The 15227-nt window shown below is 64.6% G+C and carries 11 protein-coding genes and 4 tRNA genes; all 15 read left to right on the top strand.

Annotated features, from left to right (window positions below; all coding sequences use genetic code 11):
* Positions 1-7 precede the first annotated feature (7 nt).
* The 15 genes from A176_RS18995 to A176_RS18925 all read left to right on the top strand — a co-directional run bounded on the left by A176_RS18995 (position 8) and on the right by A176_RS18925 (position 15158).
* Positions 8-91, top strand: a tRNA-Tyr gene (locus A176_RS18995).
* A 10-nt stretch (positions 92-101) separates the two neighbouring features.
* Positions 102-177: transfer RNA gene (locus A176_RS18990), tRNA-Gly, on the top strand.
* A gap of 25 nt (positions 178-202) precedes the next feature.
* A tRNA-Thr gene (locus A176_RS18985) sits at positions 203-278 on the top strand.
* Positions 279-298: 20 nt separating this feature from the next.
* The gene (gene tuf / locus A176_RS18980; protein WP_049872326.1) at positions 299-1489 is read left to right on the top strand and encodes an elongation factor Tu; all 1191 of its coding nucleotides are present in this window, start codon (positions 299-301) and stop codon (positions 1487-1489) included.
* Positions 1490-1591: 102 nt separating this feature from the next.
* Positions 1592-1756, top strand: coding sequence for a 50S ribosomal protein L33 (gene rpmG / locus A176_RS18975; RefSeq protein ID WP_002640703.1), 165 nt, complete (start codon positions 1592-1594; stop codon positions 1754-1756).
* Positions 1757-1779: 23 nt separating this feature from the next.
* Positions 1780-1855: transfer RNA gene (locus A176_RS18970), tRNA-Trp, on the top strand.
* Positions 1856-1955: 100 nt separating this feature from the next.
* A complete protein-coding gene (gene secE, locus A176_RS18965; RefSeq protein WP_044891011.1) occupies positions 1956-2399 on the top strand; it encodes a preprotein translocase subunit SecE in 444 nt (147 codons plus the stop codon).
* Positions 2399-2941 carry a transcription termination/antitermination protein NusG gene (gene nusG / locus A176_RS18960; RefSeq protein WP_002640701.1) on the top strand — a complete coding sequence of 181 codons (543 nt, stop codon included), beginning with the start codon at positions 2399-2401 and terminating at the stop codon, positions 2939-2941. The genes secE and nusG overlap by 1 nt, the downstream gene beginning before the upstream one ends.
* A 147-nt stretch (positions 2942-3088) precedes the next feature.
* On the top strand, positions 3089-3535 hold the full coding sequence (gene rplK, locus A176_RS18955) for a 50S ribosomal protein L11 (RefSeq protein ID WP_002640700.1): 447 nt from the start codon (positions 3089-3091) through the stop codon (positions 3533-3535).
* A 36-nt stretch (positions 3536-3571) separates the two neighbouring features.
* The gene (rplA, locus tag A176_RS18950; protein ID WP_044891012.1) at positions 3572-4285 is read left to right on the top strand and encodes a 50S ribosomal protein L1; all 714 of its coding nucleotides are present in this window, start codon (positions 3572-3574) and stop codon (positions 4283-4285) included.
* Positions 4286-4678: 393 nt separating this feature from the next.
* Positions 4679-5200: a 50S ribosomal protein L10 gene (gene rplJ / locus A176_RS18945; RefSeq protein WP_002640698.1), complete on the top strand. Its 522-nt coding sequence runs from the start codon at positions 4679-4681 to the stop codon at positions 5198-5200.
* 102 nt (positions 5201-5302) lie between these two features.
* Entirely contained in the window at positions 5303-5671 is a 369-nt protein-coding gene (rplL, locus tag A176_RS18940) for a 50S ribosomal protein L7/L12 (RefSeq protein WP_002640697.1), read from the top strand.
* Between the two features lie 176 nt (positions 5672-5847).
* Complete coding sequence (gene rpoB, locus A176_RS18935) at positions 5848-10074, top strand: DNA-directed RNA polymerase subunit beta (RefSeq protein ID WP_002640696.1); 4227 nt, start codon at positions 5848-5850, stop codon at positions 10072-10074.
* Positions 10075-10211: 137 nt separating this feature from the next.
* Positions 10212-14417, top strand: coding sequence for a DNA-directed RNA polymerase subunit beta' (rpoC, locus tag A176_RS18930; RefSeq protein WP_002640695.1), 4206 nt, complete (start codon positions 10212-10214; stop codon positions 14415-14417).
* Positions 14418-14627: 210 nt separating this feature from the next.
* The gene (locus tag A176_RS18925) at positions 14628-15158 is read left to right on the top strand and encodes a hypothetical protein (RefSeq protein ID WP_002640694.1); all 531 of its coding nucleotides are present in this window, start codon (positions 14628-14630) and stop codon (positions 15156-15158) included.
* Positions 15159-15227: the final 69 nt, after the last annotated feature.

Here is a 15227-nt window from a genome sequence, read left to right as displayed (position 1 = left end):
AATATCCGGAGGGATACCCAAGCGGCCAAAGGGAGCAGACTGTAAATCTGCCGGCTCTACGCCTTCGATGGTTCGAATCCATCTCCCTCCACTCGGCAATTGCGGGAATAGCTCAGTTGGTAGAGCGTCAGCCTTCCAAGCTGAATGTCGTGGGTTCGAATCCCATTTCCCGCTCCAAATGTTGTAGTCACAGCATCGCCAAGCCCTGATAGCTCAGTTGGCAGAGCGCATCCTTGGTAAGGATGAGGTCACCAGTTCAATCCTGGTTCAGGGCTCCATTTATTTTTTGAGGAGTGTCATGGCCAAGGAGAAGTTCGAGCGTAACAAGCCCCACGTGAACATCGGCACGATCGGACACGTGGACCACGGCAAGACGTCGCTGACGGCCGCCATCACCAAGGTGCTGGCGAAGACGGGCGGCGCCACCTTCCTGGCGTACGATCAGATCGACAAGGCGCCGGAGGAGCGTGAGCGCGGTATCACCATCTCCACCGCGCACGTGGAGTACCAGACGTCGAACCGGCACTACGCCCACGTCGACTGCCCGGGTCACGCCGACTACGTGAAGAACATGATCACGGGCGCGGCGCAGATGGACGGCGCCATCCTGGTGGTCTCGGCGGCGGACGGCCCGATGCCGCAGACGCGCGAGCACATCCTGCTGGCGCGCCAGGTCGGCGTTCCGTACATCGTGGTCTTCCTGAACAAGGTGGACATGCTGGACGACCCCGAGCTGCGCGAGCTCGTGGAGATGGAAGTCCGGGACCTGCTGAAGAAGTACGAGTTCCCTGGCGACGACATCCCCATCGTCCCCGGCTCGGCGCTCAAGGCGCTCGAGGGTGACACCAGCGACATCGGCGAGCCGGCCATCCTGAAGCTGATGGAGGCGGTGGACAGCTACATCCCGACGCCCGCGCGCGCCACGGACAAGCCCTTCCTGATGCCGGTGGAAGACGTGTTCTCCATCTCCGGCCGCGGCACGGTGGCCACGGGCCGCGTGGAGCGCGGAATCATCAAGGTCGGCGAGGAAGTGGAAGTCGTCGGTCTGCGTCCGACGCAGAAGACGGTCGTCACGGGCGTGGAGATGTTCCGCAAGCTGCTGGACCAGGGCATGGCGGGCGACAACATCGGCGCGCTGGTGCGTGGTCTGAAGCGTGAGGACATGGAGCGCGGCCAGGTGCTGGCGAAGCCGGGCAGCATCACCCCGCACACCAAGTTCAAGGCGCAGATCTACGTGCTGTCGAAGGAAGAGGGCGGCCGCCACACCCCGTTCTTCAAGGGTTACCGTCCGCAGTTCTACTTCCGCACCACGGACGTGACGGGCTCGGTGAAGCTGCCGGACAACGTCGAGATGGTGATGCCGGGCGACAACATCGCGATCGAGGTGGAGCTCATCACCCCGGTGGCGATGGAGAAGGAGCTGCGCTTCGCGGTTCGCGAGGGTGGCCGCACGGTGGGCGCCGGCGTCGTGGCGGAAGTCGTCGAGTAGTGTCGGGCTGGCCGCAAGGCCGCCGGGCACACTGTCCCGATTTCTTCGAGGGGAGGGCTGCGTTGTAGTAGCCTTCCCTTCTCGTATCTGGTGAGGTAGGTCATGCCGAAGGGCAATCGTTCCATCATTTCGCTCGAGTGCACTATTTGCAAAGAGCGGAACTACACGACCACGAAGAACAAGCGGAAGAGCCAGGACAAGCTCGAGCTGAGCAAGTTCTGCCCTCGTTGCCGCAAGCACCAGGACCACAAAGAAGGCAAGGTCTAGGTCGGTAGTTCAGAGAAGGTTTTAGGCCAGTAGCTCCAACGGTAGAGCAGCGGTCTCCAAATCCGCGTGTTGGGGGTTCGAATCCCTCCTGGCCTGCCAACTCTCAGTAGTCGCGGGGCCCCCGGTACCAGGAGGTGCCGGGGGTTCCTGTGTTTCCGCAGTCCCGCGAATTCGCATCCGCAGTACCTCGTGAGGCACCATGGCGACGGCATCAGAGGCCAGCCAGCAGGCTAACCGCTCGGCGATGGATCCGAAGCGGCTCGTGGTCATCTTCTACCTTCTCGCCGGCATCGTCCTGGCCCTCTTCCTGGAGCGTCTGCTCGGGCTGCTGTGGGGCCGTTTCGGTTGGAGCGACCCGGTCCTTCTTGAGGGCCTGGACTGGAAGGTGTCCACGCTGGTGAGCTACGCACTGGCCGTGGGGCTGGCGGTGGGCGCGTACTTCCACCCGCGCACCCACGCGCTGTCCATCGATGTGGCTTCGGAGTTGATGAAGGTCACCTGGCCGACCTGGTCGGAGACCAAGGCGTCGACCATGGCCGTCGTCGTGGCCTCGCTGGTCGCCGCCGTCATCCTCTTCTGCATCGACACCGCCGCCTACAACCTGATGGTGGAGTGGCTGCCGGCCGTGTGGGGGAAGCTGTAATGGCGATGAAATGGTACGTGGTCCACACCTACTCGAACTTCGAGAACCAGGCGAAGAAGAGCCTGGAAGAGAAGGTCCGTCTCGAGGGCCTTCAGGACCAATTCGGTGAGATCCTGATCCCCATGGAGCAGGTCGTCGAAATGGTGAAGGGCGAGAAGAAGACGTCTCGCCGGAAGTTCTTCCCCGGCTACATCTTCGTGCAGATGGAGCTGAACGACCGGACGCTTCACCTGGTGAAGAACACGCCGAAGATCACCGGTTTCCCGGGGACGGCGCAGAACCAGAATCCGCTCCCCATCTCCGACCAGGAGGTGGCCCGGCTGACCTCACAGATTTCCGAAGGCACGCTCAAGCCGAAGCCCAAGGTGCAGTTCGACGACGGCGACACCGTGCGTGTCATCGACGGTCCGTTCGCGAACTTCAACGGCACCGTGGAAGAGGTGAACGCGGAGAAGGGCAGGGTGAAGGTGCTCGTGAGCATCTTTGGCCGTGCCACCCCCGTGGAGCTGGACTTCATGCAGGTGGAGAAGACCACCGGCTAGCAGTTGATGCCACGCCGTGCACCCCTGTATGGGGGTGCGCGGCGTTCGCATTTCCGGCCTCCTTGTGGGGGCCGGACTCATGGGTGGGAGGGCTTCCCCGTCTGGTAGCCCGCTCGCACCACCCACTCGAAAGGCAGTTGTCGTTCGATGAAGAAGATCACAGGTCAGGTCAAGCTGCAGATTCCCGCCGGCAAGGCGAACCCCGCTCCGCCGATCGGCCCCGCGCTCGGTCAGCAGGGCGTGAACATCATGGAGTTCTGCAAGCAGTTCAACGCGAAGACGCAGGCTGAAGCCAAGGAAGCGCTCATCATCCCGGTGGTCATCACCGTGTATGCGGACCGCTCCTTCACCTTCATCCTGAAGACCCCGCCCGCCGCCGTCCTCATCAAGAAGGCCGCCGGTCTGCACACCGAGAAGAAGAAGGGTTCTGGCGCGAAGAAGCCGGGCAAGGAGAAGGTCGGGCAGATCACCCGCGCTCAGCTCGAGGAAATCGCGAAGAAGAAGATCCAGGACACCACCGCTGCGTCGATCGAAGCCTGCATGAACACCATTGCCGGCACCGCGCGCTCCATGGGCATCGACGTCGTCGGCTAAGCCGCCGCGCACCCACTCACGACAAGGATTTCTGTCATGGCTAAGACTGGGAAGAAGTTTCGTGCGGCCGTTGCTCTGGTGGACCGCGACAAGCGCTACACGATCGGCGAGGGCTTTCAGCTCCTGAAGAAGACGGTGGAGGCTCGCGCCACCAAGTACGACCAGACGGTCGACGTCTCCATCAACCTGGGCGTGGACCCGAAGCACGCGGACCAGATGGTCCGTGGCGCCGTGGTGCTCCCGCACGGCACGGGTGCCACCGTGCGCGTGGCCGTGTTCGCCAAGGGTGAGAAGGCCACCGACGCGACCAACGCCGGCGCGGACGTGGTTGGCGCCGAGGACCTGCAGAAGCGCATCGAGGAAGGCTTCCTCGACTTCGACACCGTCATCGCGACCCCGGACATGATGGGTGTCGTCGGTCGCCTCGGTAAGGTGCTCGGTCCCCGCGGCCTGATGCCGAACCCGAAGGTCGGCACGGTGACCATGGACGTCGCGAAGGCCATCCGCGACGCCAAGGGCGGTAAGGTCGACTTCCGCGCCGAGAAGGCCGGTATCGTCCACGCGAAGCTGGGCAAGTCCTCCTTCGAGGTCGAGAAGCTCGAGGCGAACTTCAACGCGCTGGTCGACCTGGTGATGAAGCTCAAGCCGTCCGCGGCGAAGGGCGTCTACCTCCAGGGCATCGCCATCTCCTCCTCCATGGGTCCTGGCATCAAGATCGACACCACGGAGATCAAGGCGCGTCACGGCTAATCACCCGCCGTGCGGACGGGGAGGCCGGCCCTGGCATTGAGGTCAGGGCTGTCACCTGTCTGACGTCTTAGGTTCGAAAGTTCTGGATCTTTGCTGAAGCCGGGGGTATAGGCCCCCGGCTTTTGCAATTGGGGCGCCACGTCGTGAGGCGTGTCGTCCCGACACCTGGTTCATGACAGCAGGGACCTGGGGTGAAGAGGGCGCACGTTCCGTTGGCAACCGGGCAACCGGGAGGACGGCACCTTCAACCCCTGGTTCAAACGGCCGCAAGGTCAGCCCTGCCGAGACTGGAGGTGCGGTGTGGTGCCTCTCGAGGCTCCTCTCGCTCTGCCACTTTGGCCCAGGCATCACGCCCGTCCTGAAAAGGCGGGCCCAGTAAGGAGGTGAGTCAAAGTGCTGAAGAGCGAGAAGGAAGAGATGATCAAGGAGCTCCACGAGAAGTTCTCGAGGACGACCTCCGCCGTCGTGGCCGAGTTCACCAAGGTGGACGTGGAGACGGTGACCAAGCTCCGCAAGAAGTTCCGCGAGGGCAACGTCGAGTACAAGGTCATCAAGAACACGCTGGCGCGCCGTGCCGCGCAGGGCACGTCCGTGTCGGTCATCGCTGATGACTTCACGGGTCCCGTGGCCCTGTGCATCAGCTACGGCGATGTCGTGGCTCCCGCGAAGATCCTGGTCGAGTTCACGAAGGACATCGAGGACAAGATCAAGATCCGCACTGCCGTCGTCGAAGGCCGCAAGGTCGACGTCGCCGGCGTGAAGGCCCTGGCGAAGCTGCCGGGTCTGCCCGAGCTTCGCGCGCAGTTGCTGGGCGTCATCAGCCAGCCCGCGAGCAAGCTGGTTCGGACCATCGCGGCTCCGGGTTCGCAGCTCGCCCGGGTCATCCAGGCCAACGCGGACAAGGCGCAGGGTTAGTTTTCCCTCATCTGTTCGAGAAGTTTTTCTACCGCAACCTCTCCGGCCGGAACTCTCCAAAGGGGAGTGGGCCGTTAGTCGAAACCAGAAGGACACATTTCAATGGCTGACCTGAACGCGATTGTTGACCAGCTCTCCACCCTGACCGTCCTCGAGGCGGCCGAGCTCGTGAAGCAGCTCGAGACCAAGTGGGGCGTCTCCGCCGCCGCCGTGGCCGTTGCCGCGGGCCCGACGACCGCCGCCGCTCCTGTCGAGGAGAAGACGGAGTTCACGGTGGTGCTGGCCAACGCCGGCGCCAACAAGATCAACGTCATCAAGGAGATCCGCGCGATCACCGGCCTGGGCCTGAAGGAGGCCAAGGACCTGGTCGAGGGCGCTCCGAAGAACGTCAAGGAAGGCGTCAACAAGGACGACGCCAAGAAGATCAAGGACCAGCTCACCGCGGCTGGTGCGACCGTCGAGGTCAAGTAGTTCCTACAGGGGCTGCCCGGTTTCCGGGAAATTTCGGGCAGTACCCTGACCGGATGTGCAGGCCGGCGCTCCCTGAGTGGGGGCGTCGGCTTTGCCCATTTGTCCGTTGCAAATTTCCCGGCGCCGCCGCGCGTTACTGAAGTTTGCCCGCCCGAGCAGTCGTCCCCGGAGCCAGAATGCCGACGCAGATCCAGAACAATTTCCGCGTGCGGAAGACCTTCGCGAAGATCGCGAAGATCATCGACATTCCCAACCTTATCAACATCCAGAAGCAGTCCTACGAGAAGTTCCTTCAGGCTGACATCGCTCCCGACAAGCGAGAGGACCTGGGACTTCAGGGCGTCTTCAAGTCGGTCTTCCCCATCCGCGACTTCAACGAGACGTCTTCGCTGGAGTTCGTCAGCTATCACCTGGAGCGTCCGAAGTACGACGTCGATGAGTGCCACCAGCGTGGCATGACCTATTCGGCCCCCATCAAGGTCGTCGTCCGCCTGGTCGTGTGGGACAAGGACGAGGAGACGGGTGCCCAGTCCATTCGTGACGTGAAGGAGCAGGAGGTCTACTTCGGGGAAATCCCGTTGATGACCCAGAACGGCACCTTCATCATCAACGGTACCGAGCGCGTCGTCGTCAGCCAGCTCCACCGCAGCCCGGGTGCCTTCTTCGACCACGACAAGGGCAAGAGCCACTCGTCTGGCAAGCTGCTCTACAACGCCCGCATCATTCCCTACCGCGGTTCGTGGATCGACTTCGAGTTCGACCACAAGGACCTGCTGTACGTGCGCATCGACCGCCGCCGCAAGCTGCCGGCCACGGTGCTCATCCGCGCGCTCGGCGCCGTCCCGGACACCGCGAAGAAGAACCCGCTGGAGTTCAAGGGCTCGCCCGAGGAGATCCTCAACTACTACTACGCGACGGAGACCATCTACCTCCAGAGCGCCGAGGAGTTCGAGAAGAGCGTCGAGCTCGAGCTGCTGCCCGGTCAGCGCGCCACGCGCGACATCAAGACCAAGACGGGCGAGCTGATCGTCAAGAAGAACCGCAAGTTCACCCGCGCCGCCATCAAGAAGCTCGAAGCGGCGAAGATGAAGACGCTCCCCATCGATGCGGATGAGCTCTTCACCAAGGTGTCCGCCTACGACGTCGTCGAAGAGACGAACGGCGTGGTGCTCCTCGAGTGCAACGAGGAGGTCACCCAGGAGAAGGTCGACGAGCTCCTGAAGCACGGCATCAAGGAGTTCAAGGTTCTCTTCATCGACAACCTCAACGTGGGTCCGTACCTGCGTGAGACGATGATGCTGGACAAGCTCGAGACCCCCGAGCAGTCCATCATGGAGATCTACCGCCGCCTGCGCCCTGGCGATCCGCCGACGCCGGAGACGGCCATCAACCTGTTCACCAACCTGTTCTTCAACCCGGAGCGCTACGACCTCTCCAAGGTCGGCCGCCTCAAGCTGAACTTCAAGTTCGGCCTCGAGGAGCCGCTCGACGGGCAGATCCTGACCAAGCGGGACATCCTCGAGGTGATCCGCTACCTGATCGATCTGAAGAACGGCAAGGGGACCATCGACGACATCGACCACCTGGGCAACCGCCGCGTCCGCGCGGTGGGCGAGCTGCTGGAGAACCAGTACCGCATCGGTCTGGTTCGCATGGAGCGGGCGATCAAGGAGCGCATGAGCCTCCAGGAGATCGAGACGCTCATGCCGCACGATCTCATCAACGCCAAGCCCGTCACGGCGGTCATCAAGGAGTTCTTCGGGTCCAGCCAGCTTTCGCAGTTCATGGACCAGACGAACCCCCTGTCGGAAGTCACGCACAAGCGCCGCCTGTCGGCGCTCGGGCCCGGCGGCCTCACCCGCGAGCGCGCGGGCTTCGAGGTGCGCGACGTGCACCCGACGCACTACGGCCGCATCTGCCCCATCGAGACGCCGGAAGGTCCGAACATCGGCCTCATCGCGTCGCTGTCCACCTACGCGCGCGTCAACGAGTTCGGCTTCGTCGAGACGCCGTACCGCAAGGTCGAGGCGGGCGTGGTGACGGCGGACGTGGCCTTCTACTCCGCGCTCGAGGAGGAGAAGCACACCATCGCCCAGGCCAACGCGGAGACGGACAAGAAGGGCAAGTTCGCCAACGCCCTGGTGTCCAGCCGCCGCGGCGGTGAGTTCGTCCAGGCTCGCGCCGAGGACGTGGACCTGATGGACGTGTCTCCGAACCAGCTCGTGTCGGTGGCCGCGTCGCTCATCCCGTTCCTGGAGAACGACGACGCCAACCGCGCGCTCATGGGCTCCAACATGCAGCGCCAGGCTGTTCCGCTGCTGCGTACCGCGGCGCCGCTGGTGGGCACCGGTATCGAGGCGATTGTCGCCCGCGACTCCGGCGTCACCTGCGTGGCCCGGCGTGACGGCATCGTGGAGAGCGTGGACGCCGGCCGCATCGTGGTGAAGGCGGACGTGCCGGAGTCGCTCAGCGACGTCACGAGCGAAGTCGACATCTACAACCTGCTCAAGTACCAGCGCTCCAACCAGAACACCTGCCTCAACCAGAAGCCCATCATCAGCAAGGGCGACCGGGTGCGGAAGGGTGACGTCATCGCCGACGGTCCGGCGACGGAGACGGGCGAGCTGGCGCTGGGGCAGAACGTGGTCGTCGCGTTCATGCCGTGGCAGGGCTACAACTTCGAGGACTCCATCCTCATCAGCGAGCGCATCCTCAAGGACGACGTCTACACGTCGATCCACATCGAGGAGTTCGAGTGCATCGCGCGCGACACCAAGCTGGGCAAGGAGGAGATCACCCGCGACATCCCGAACGTGGGTGAGGAGGCCCTCAAGGACCTCGACGAGAGCGGCATCATCCGCATCGGCGCCGAGGTGAAGCCCGGCGACGTGCTGGTGGGCAAGATCACGCCGAAGGGCGAGACGCAGCTCTCTCCCGAAGAGAAGCTGCTGCGCGCCATCTTCGGTGAGAAGGCCGGCGACGTGCGTGACAGCTCGCTGCGCGTTCCTCCGGGCGTGGTGGGCACCGTCATCAACGCCAAGGTGTTCAGCCGCAAGGGCGTGGAGAAGGACGAGCGCGCCAAGCAGATCGAGTCCATGGAGGAGGCGAAGCTCCTCAAGGACCAGAACGACGAGATCAAGGTCCTCCAGGACAGCGCCTTCGGCCGCATCCGCGGCCTGGTGCGCACCAAGGAGGTCCAGGGCAAGCTCGTGGACGACAAGGGGAAGATCCTCCTGAAGAAGGGGGACATCCTCGACGACGAGCTGCTGTCCACGGTGCCCTACAAGTACTGGGGCGAGATCTCCGTCGGCGACCCGCTGGACTCCCGTCTGCGCGACATCCTCCGCAACCTGGAGGAGACCAAGGAGGCCGTGAAGCTGGCCTTCGGCGAGAAGATCGCCCGCATCAAGAAGGGCGACGAGCTGCCGCCGGGCGTCATCAAGATGGTGAAGGTGTACGTCGCCATCAAGCGCAAGCTGGCCGTGGGCGACAAGATGGCCGGCCGCCACGGTAACAAGGGCGTCGTGTCCCGCATCCTCCCCGAGGAGGACATGCCGTACCTGGAGGACGGGCGTCCGGTGGACATCGTCCTCAACCCGCTGGGCGTGCCCTCGCGCATGAACATCGGGCAGATCCTCGAGACGCACCTGGGCTGGGCCGCCAAGGGCACCGGCGAAGCGCTGCAGCGCTACGTCGAGTCCAACTGGAGCTCGGACGCCATCAAGGAGCGCCTCAAGGTCATCTACAGCGACCCGGCGTTCGGTGAGTTCCTCGACAAGCTCAGCGACGAGGAGATCAAGCAGCTCTGCCGCCGCTCCAAGAAGGGCATCCACGTCGCGACGCCCGTCTTCGACGGCGCGCACGAGACGGAGATCCACTCCCTCCTGGACGAGGGCCACCTGCCTCGCACGGGCCAGATGGTGCTCTTCGACGGGCGCACCGGTGAGCCGTTCGACCAGAACGTCACCGTGGGCGTCATGTACATGCTGAAGCTGCACCACCTGGTGGACGAGAAGATCCACGCCCGCTCCATCGGGCCCTACTCGCTCGTCACGCAGCAGCCCCTGGGCGGCAAGGCCCAGTTCGGCGGTCAGCGTCTGGGCGAGATGGAAGTCTGGGCGATGGAGGCCTACGGCGCGGCGTACACGCTGCAGGAGTTCCTCACCGTCAAGTCGGACGACGTGGTGGGCCGCACGCGCATGTACGAGGCCATCGTCAAGGGCGACAACGTCCTCGAGAGCGGCTTGCCCGAGTCGTTCAACGTGCTCCTCAAGGAACTCCAGTCGCTCGCGCTCGATGTCGAGCTGCTGGAGAGCGCTCCGCCGGAGCGGCAGCGCAGCTTCGGTGGTGACTTCCTCGGCGGCGGTGACGGCGAGGAGCGCAAGACGGGAACCGAGGCCTGATTGCACGGAGCGCCCGCCTGACCGGCCGCCCGCCGTCCCTTGAGAGGGGCGGGCGCGGCCGGGTCGGGGCGGGGGCCCGAATCAGCTGGCGGCCCCTCTCGTGAGAGGGGGGCGCCCAACGAGATTTCGGAGGCAACGTGAAGGACATTTTCAACTTCTTCGAGAAGCCGAAGGACCCGCTGTCGTTCAACGCCATCCGCATTGCCCTGGCGTCGCCCGACAAGATCCGCCAGTGGTCCCATGGCGAGGTGAAGAAGCCGGAGACGATCAACTACCGCACGTTCAAGCCGGAGCGGGACGGGCTCTTCTGCGCCCGCATCTTCGGACCGGTGAAGGACTACGAGTGCAACTGCGGCAAGTACAAGCGCATGAAGCACCGCGGCGTGGTGTGCGAGAAGTGCGGCGTCGAGGTCATCCAGTCGAAGGTTCGCCGTGAGCGCCTGGGCCACATCACCCTGGCCACGCCCGTGGCGCACATCTGGTTCCTCAAGTCGCTGCCGAGCCGCATCGGCAACCTGCTCGACATCACGCTGAAGGAGCTGGAGAAGGTCCTCTACTGCGAGAGCTACATCGTCCTCGATCCGAAGGCGACGCCGCTGCAGAAGGGCGAGCTCATCAGCGAGGACAAGATGCACCGGCTCTACCAGGAGCACGGTGAGGACTCCTTCACCACGGGCATGGGCGGCGAGGCCGTCCGCGAGATGCTCAAGGCGCTGGACGTCGAGAAGCTGTCCGAAGAGCTGCGCAAGGACATGCGCGAGACCACTAGCGAGGCGAAGCGGAAGAAGTACGCCAAGCGCCTGAAGGTGGCCGAGGCGTTCCGCGTCTCCGGCAACAAGCCGGAGTGGATGATGCTGGACGTGATTCCGGTGATTCCGCCGGACCTGCGCCCGCTCGTTCCCCTGGACGGTGGCCGCTTCGCGACCTCCGACCTGAACGACCTGTACCGCCGCGTCATCAACCGCAACAACCGTCTGAAGCGCCTCCAGGAGCTCAACGCTCCGGACATCATCATCCGCAACGAGAAGCGGATGCTGCAGGAGGCCGTGGACGCGCTGTTCGACAACGGCCGCCGCGGGAAGACCATCACGGGCCCCAACAAGCGCCCGCTGAAGTCGCTGTCCGACATGCTCAAGGGCAAGCAGGGCCGGTTCCGCCAGAACCTGCTCGGCAAGCGCGTGGACTACTCGGGCCGCTCCGTCATCGTCGTGGGTCCCGAGCTGCGCCTGCACCAGTGCGGCCTGCCCAAGATCATGGCGCTCGAGCTGTTCAAGCCGTTCATCTACAACAAGCTCGAAGAGAAGGGTTACGTCACCACCATCAAGTCGGCGAAGAAGATGGTGGAGAAGGAGCGTCCCGAGGTCTGGGACATCCTCGAGGACGTCATCCGCGAGCACCCGGTGCTCCTCAACCGCGCGCCCACGCTGCACCGTCTGGGCATGCAGGCCTTCGAGCCCGTGCTGATTGAAGGCAAGGCCATCCAGCTCCACCCGCTGGTGTGCGCCGCCTTCAACGCCGACTTCGACGGCGACCAGATGGCCGTCCACGTGCCGCTCTCCATCGAGGCTCAGATGGAGGCCCGCGTGCTGATGATGTCGACGAACAACATCCTCAGCCCCGCGAACGGCAAGCCCATCATCGTCCCGACGCAGGACATGGTGCTCGGCATCTACTACATGACCCGCGCCCGCGAGTTCGCCAACGGCGAGGGCCGCGTGTTCGCCTCGCCCGACGAGGTGCGCGCCGCGTACGACCACGGTGAAGTGCACCTCCAGGCGAAGGTCGTCTGCCGCATCGACGGCAATCGCAAGGAGACCACCGTCGGCCGCGTGCTGCTGTGGGAGGTCGTCCCGCGCGCGGTGGGCTTCGACGCCATCAACAAGGTGCTCGACAAGAAGTCGCTCGGCGGCCTCATCGACCTCTGCTACCGCCTCACGGGTGAGAAGGAGACGGTGCTGCTCGCGGACCGCGTGCGCAGCCTCGGCTACTACAACGCGACCCGCGCCGGTATCTCCATCGCGCTCAAGGACATGATCATCCCTGCGAAGAAGCAGGTGTTCCTGGACGAGGCGCGCGAGGTGGTGTCGGAGATCGAGAACCAGTACCTCGAGGGTCTCATCACCGACGGCGAGCGCTACAACAAGGTCATCGATATCTGGGCGGAGATCACCGAGAAGGTCGCCCAGGAGATGATGCAGCAGATCTCCCAGGAGGAGACGTCCGGGGACCGCGACGGCAAGCGCGAGACGCGCAAGCAGCCGTCCTTCAACCCCATCTACATCATGGCCGACTCGGGCGCGCGTGGTAGCGCCCAGCAGATCCGTCAGCTCGCGGGTATGCGTGGTCTGATGGCGAAGCCCTCCGGCGAAATCATCGAGACGCCCATCACGGCCAACTTCCGTGAAGGCCTCTCCGTGCTGCAGTACTTCATCTCCACGCACGGCGCTCGTAAGGGTCTGGCGGACACGGCGCTCAAGACGGCCAACTCCGGTTACCTCACCCGCCGTCTCGTGGACGTGGCGCAGGACGCCATCATCAACGAGTACGACTGCGGCACCATGGACGGCCTGTTCATCGGCGCCCTGGTGGAGGGCGGCGAGATCATCGAGCCGCTCGGCGAGCGCATCCTGGGCCGCGTGGCCCTGGACGACATCCTCGACCCCGTCACGGGCGAGGTGCTGGTGCGCGCCAACGAGGAGATCGACGAGGAGCGCGTCCGCCGCATCGAGAACAGCGGCATGGACAAGGTGAAGATCCGCTCGGTGCTCACCTGCCAGGCCAAGCGCGGCATCTGCGTGGAGTGCTACGGCCGTGACCTGGCCCGCGGCCGCAAGGTGTCCGTGGGTGAGGCGGTCGGCGTCATCGCGGCGCAGTCCATCGGTGAGCCGGGTACGCAGCTCACGATGCGCACCTTCCACATCGGTGGTGCGGCGACGCGGCGCGCGGAGCAGTCCAGCCTGGAGAACCGCTACGCGGGTAGCGTGAAGTTCGCGGGCCTCACCACGGTGCAGAAGATGGACGGCACCCTGGTGGCCATGAACCGCAACGGCGAAATCGTCGTCGTGGACGACTCGGGCCGCGAGCGCGAGCGCTACCAGGTCATCTACGGCGCCCGCATCCTCGTGAAGGAGGGCCAGCGCATCGAGCCGGGCGTCCTCATGGCGGAGTGGGACCCGTTCGCCATCCCGCTGCTGACCGAGGTCGGCGGTGTCGTGCGCTACGAGGACATCATCGAAGGCGTGACGATGTCCGAGACGCTGGACGAGGTGACCGGTCTGTCGCGCAAGACCATCATCGAGTCCAAGGACCCGGAGGCGCGTCCGCGCGTCACCATCCGCGATGCCAATGGCAACGTGAAGGACCTGCCGAGCTCCCGCAACCCGGCGAGCTACTTCCTGCCCCAGGGCTCCATCATCACCGTCAACGACGGCGATGAGATCCACCCGGGCGAAGTCATCGCCAAGGTGCCGCGCGAGACGACGAAGACCAAGGACATCACGGGCGGTCTGCCCCGCGTGGCCGAGCTCTTCGAGGCGCGCAAGCCGAAGGACGCGGCGGCCATCGCGGAGATCGACGGCGTGGTGTCGTTCGGCAAGGACACCAAGGGCAAGCGCAAGCTCATCATCACCCCCGAGGTGAATGGCGAGCAGCGCACGGACCTGGCCAAGGAGTATCTGATCTCCAAGGGCAAGAACATCAGCGTCCACTCCGGCGACCGCGTGAAGGCCGGCGAGGCGATGATGGACGGCTCGGCCAACCCGCACGACATCCTCAAGGTGCTGGGCGAGAAGGAACTCGCGCGCTACCTGGTGGACGAAGTGCAGGAGGTCTACCGGCTCCAGGGCGTGAAGATTAACGACAAGCACATCGAGACCATCGTGCGGCAGATGCTCCGCCGCGTGCGCGTCACCGATGTGGGCGACACCAACTTCCTGGTCGACGAGCAGGTCGAGAAGTGGGTGTTCGAGGAGGAGAACGAGAAGGTCATGTCGGAAGGCAAGCGTCCCGCCGTGGGCGAGCCGCTGCTGCTCGGCATCACCAAGGCCTCGCTCTCCACCGAGTCCTTCATCTCCGCGTCGTCCTTCCAGGAGACCACCAAGGTGCTCACCGAGGCCGCCATCAACGGCAAGGTGGACTACCTGCGCGGCCTCAAGGAGAACGTCATCATGGGCCGGCTCATCCCCGCCGGTACGGGTCTGCCGAACTACAAGCACCTGGACATCGCGGTGGAGAGCCCCACCGACGAGGTCAATGAGATGGAGGCCGCCCTGGCCGCCACTCACGGCGACACCGGCCCGCTGGGCGAGCGCCCGGTCGGCAACCAGACGACCGGCGCGGCCTAGTCCGCGGTCCGGAAGCCTCTCAAACGTCCGCTTGAAGACAACCGCCGCTCCCGGAGCTTTCCCCGGGGCGGCGGTTTTTCTTTGTTCATGGCCAGTCGCGTTATGAGTCTGTCCTTGCCTTGACGCTCATGGCGCGCTGCGTTAACTGTTGGACGCTGCATTGACGCACCTGGATGCCGCCCGGTGAAAGCCGGGATAGGGGAGGACGGTATGGCCACGATGAAGACCGAGACTGAGGCGACGCAGAACGAAGTTCAGAGCTCCGAGGCCGCCGCGAAAAGCGGGTTGGCGCAGAACGTGGAGAGCTTCCTGAAGACGCAGCTTGCTCAGGCGCAGAAGCGCATCGAGGAGCTGGAAGGCGAAGCGGGCAAGGTGGTGAAGACGCTCGAGTCGCGTGGCCAGGAGGCCGCCAAGGAGGCTCAGGCCCTTTGGACGAAGCTGCAGGCCGGTGAGCTGCTGACGGACCCTCGCGTGCAGGAGCTGCGCGCGCGCGCCAACGCGGCCAGCACCGAGCTGACCCAGCGCGTGGACGCGGCGGGCACGGAGATCCGCAAGCGCTTTGACGGCATCCAGACCCGCGTCGTCGAGGCGGTGGGTGTGGCCAGCCAGGCGCAGCTCAAGGACCTGAACAAGGAGCTGGCGAAGCTGTCCCGCAAGGTGGACTCGCTGCTCAAGCCGGTCCGTCGCGTCAACGGCGCCAAGTCCGCGGCCAGCAGCCCCGCATCCTCGCCCCGCGCCTGAATTCCCGCGGGACTTCGACGGAGCGTCGTGCCTCTCTCTTTCCTGGAGTGAAAAAGGGAAGGGAGAGGT

Source organism: Myxococcus hansupus (assembly GCF_000280925.3).
GTDB classification, from domain to species: Bacteria; Myxococcota; Myxococcia; order Myxococcales; family Myxococcaceae; genus Myxococcus; species Myxococcus hansupus.
The sequence above is the reverse complement of the archived record's forward strand: the minus strand, read 5'-3'. Positions and strand labels throughout refer to the sequence as shown.

Excerpts from the sequence above, each read along its gene's own strand:
- tuf (WP_049872326.1), top strand. The coding sequence starts at position 299 with ATGGCCAAGGAGAAGTTCGAGCGTAACAAGCCCCACGTGAACATCGGC.
- rpmG (WP_002640703.1), top strand. The coding sequence starts at position 1,592 with ATGCCGAAGGGCAATCGTTCCATCATTTCGCTCGAGTGCACTATTTGC.
- secE (WP_044891011.1), top strand. The coding sequence starts at position 1,956 with ATGGCGACGGCATCAGAGGCCAGCCAGCAGGCTAACCGCTCGGCGATG.
- nusG (WP_002640701.1), top strand. The coding sequence starts at position 2,399 with ATGGCGATGAAATGGTACGTGGTCCACACCTACTCGAACTTCGAGAAC.
- rplK (WP_002640700.1), top strand. The coding sequence starts at position 3,089 with ATGAAGAAGATCACAGGTCAGGTCAAGCTGCAGATTCCCGCCGGCAAG.
- rplA (WP_044891012.1), top strand. The coding sequence starts at position 3,572 with ATGGCTAAGACTGGGAAGAAGTTTCGTGCGGCCGTTGCTCTGGTGGAC.
- rplL (WP_002640697.1), top strand. The coding sequence starts at position 5,303 with ATGGCTGACCTGAACGCGATTGTTGACCAGCTCTCCACCCTGACCGTC.
- rpoB (WP_002640696.1), top strand. The coding sequence starts at position 5,848 with ATGCCGACGCAGATCCAGAACAATTTCCGCGTGCGGAAGACCTTCGCG.
- A176_RS18925 (WP_002640694.1), top strand. The coding sequence starts at position 14,628 with ATGGCCACGATGAAGACCGAGACTGAGGCGACGCAGAACGAAGTTCAG.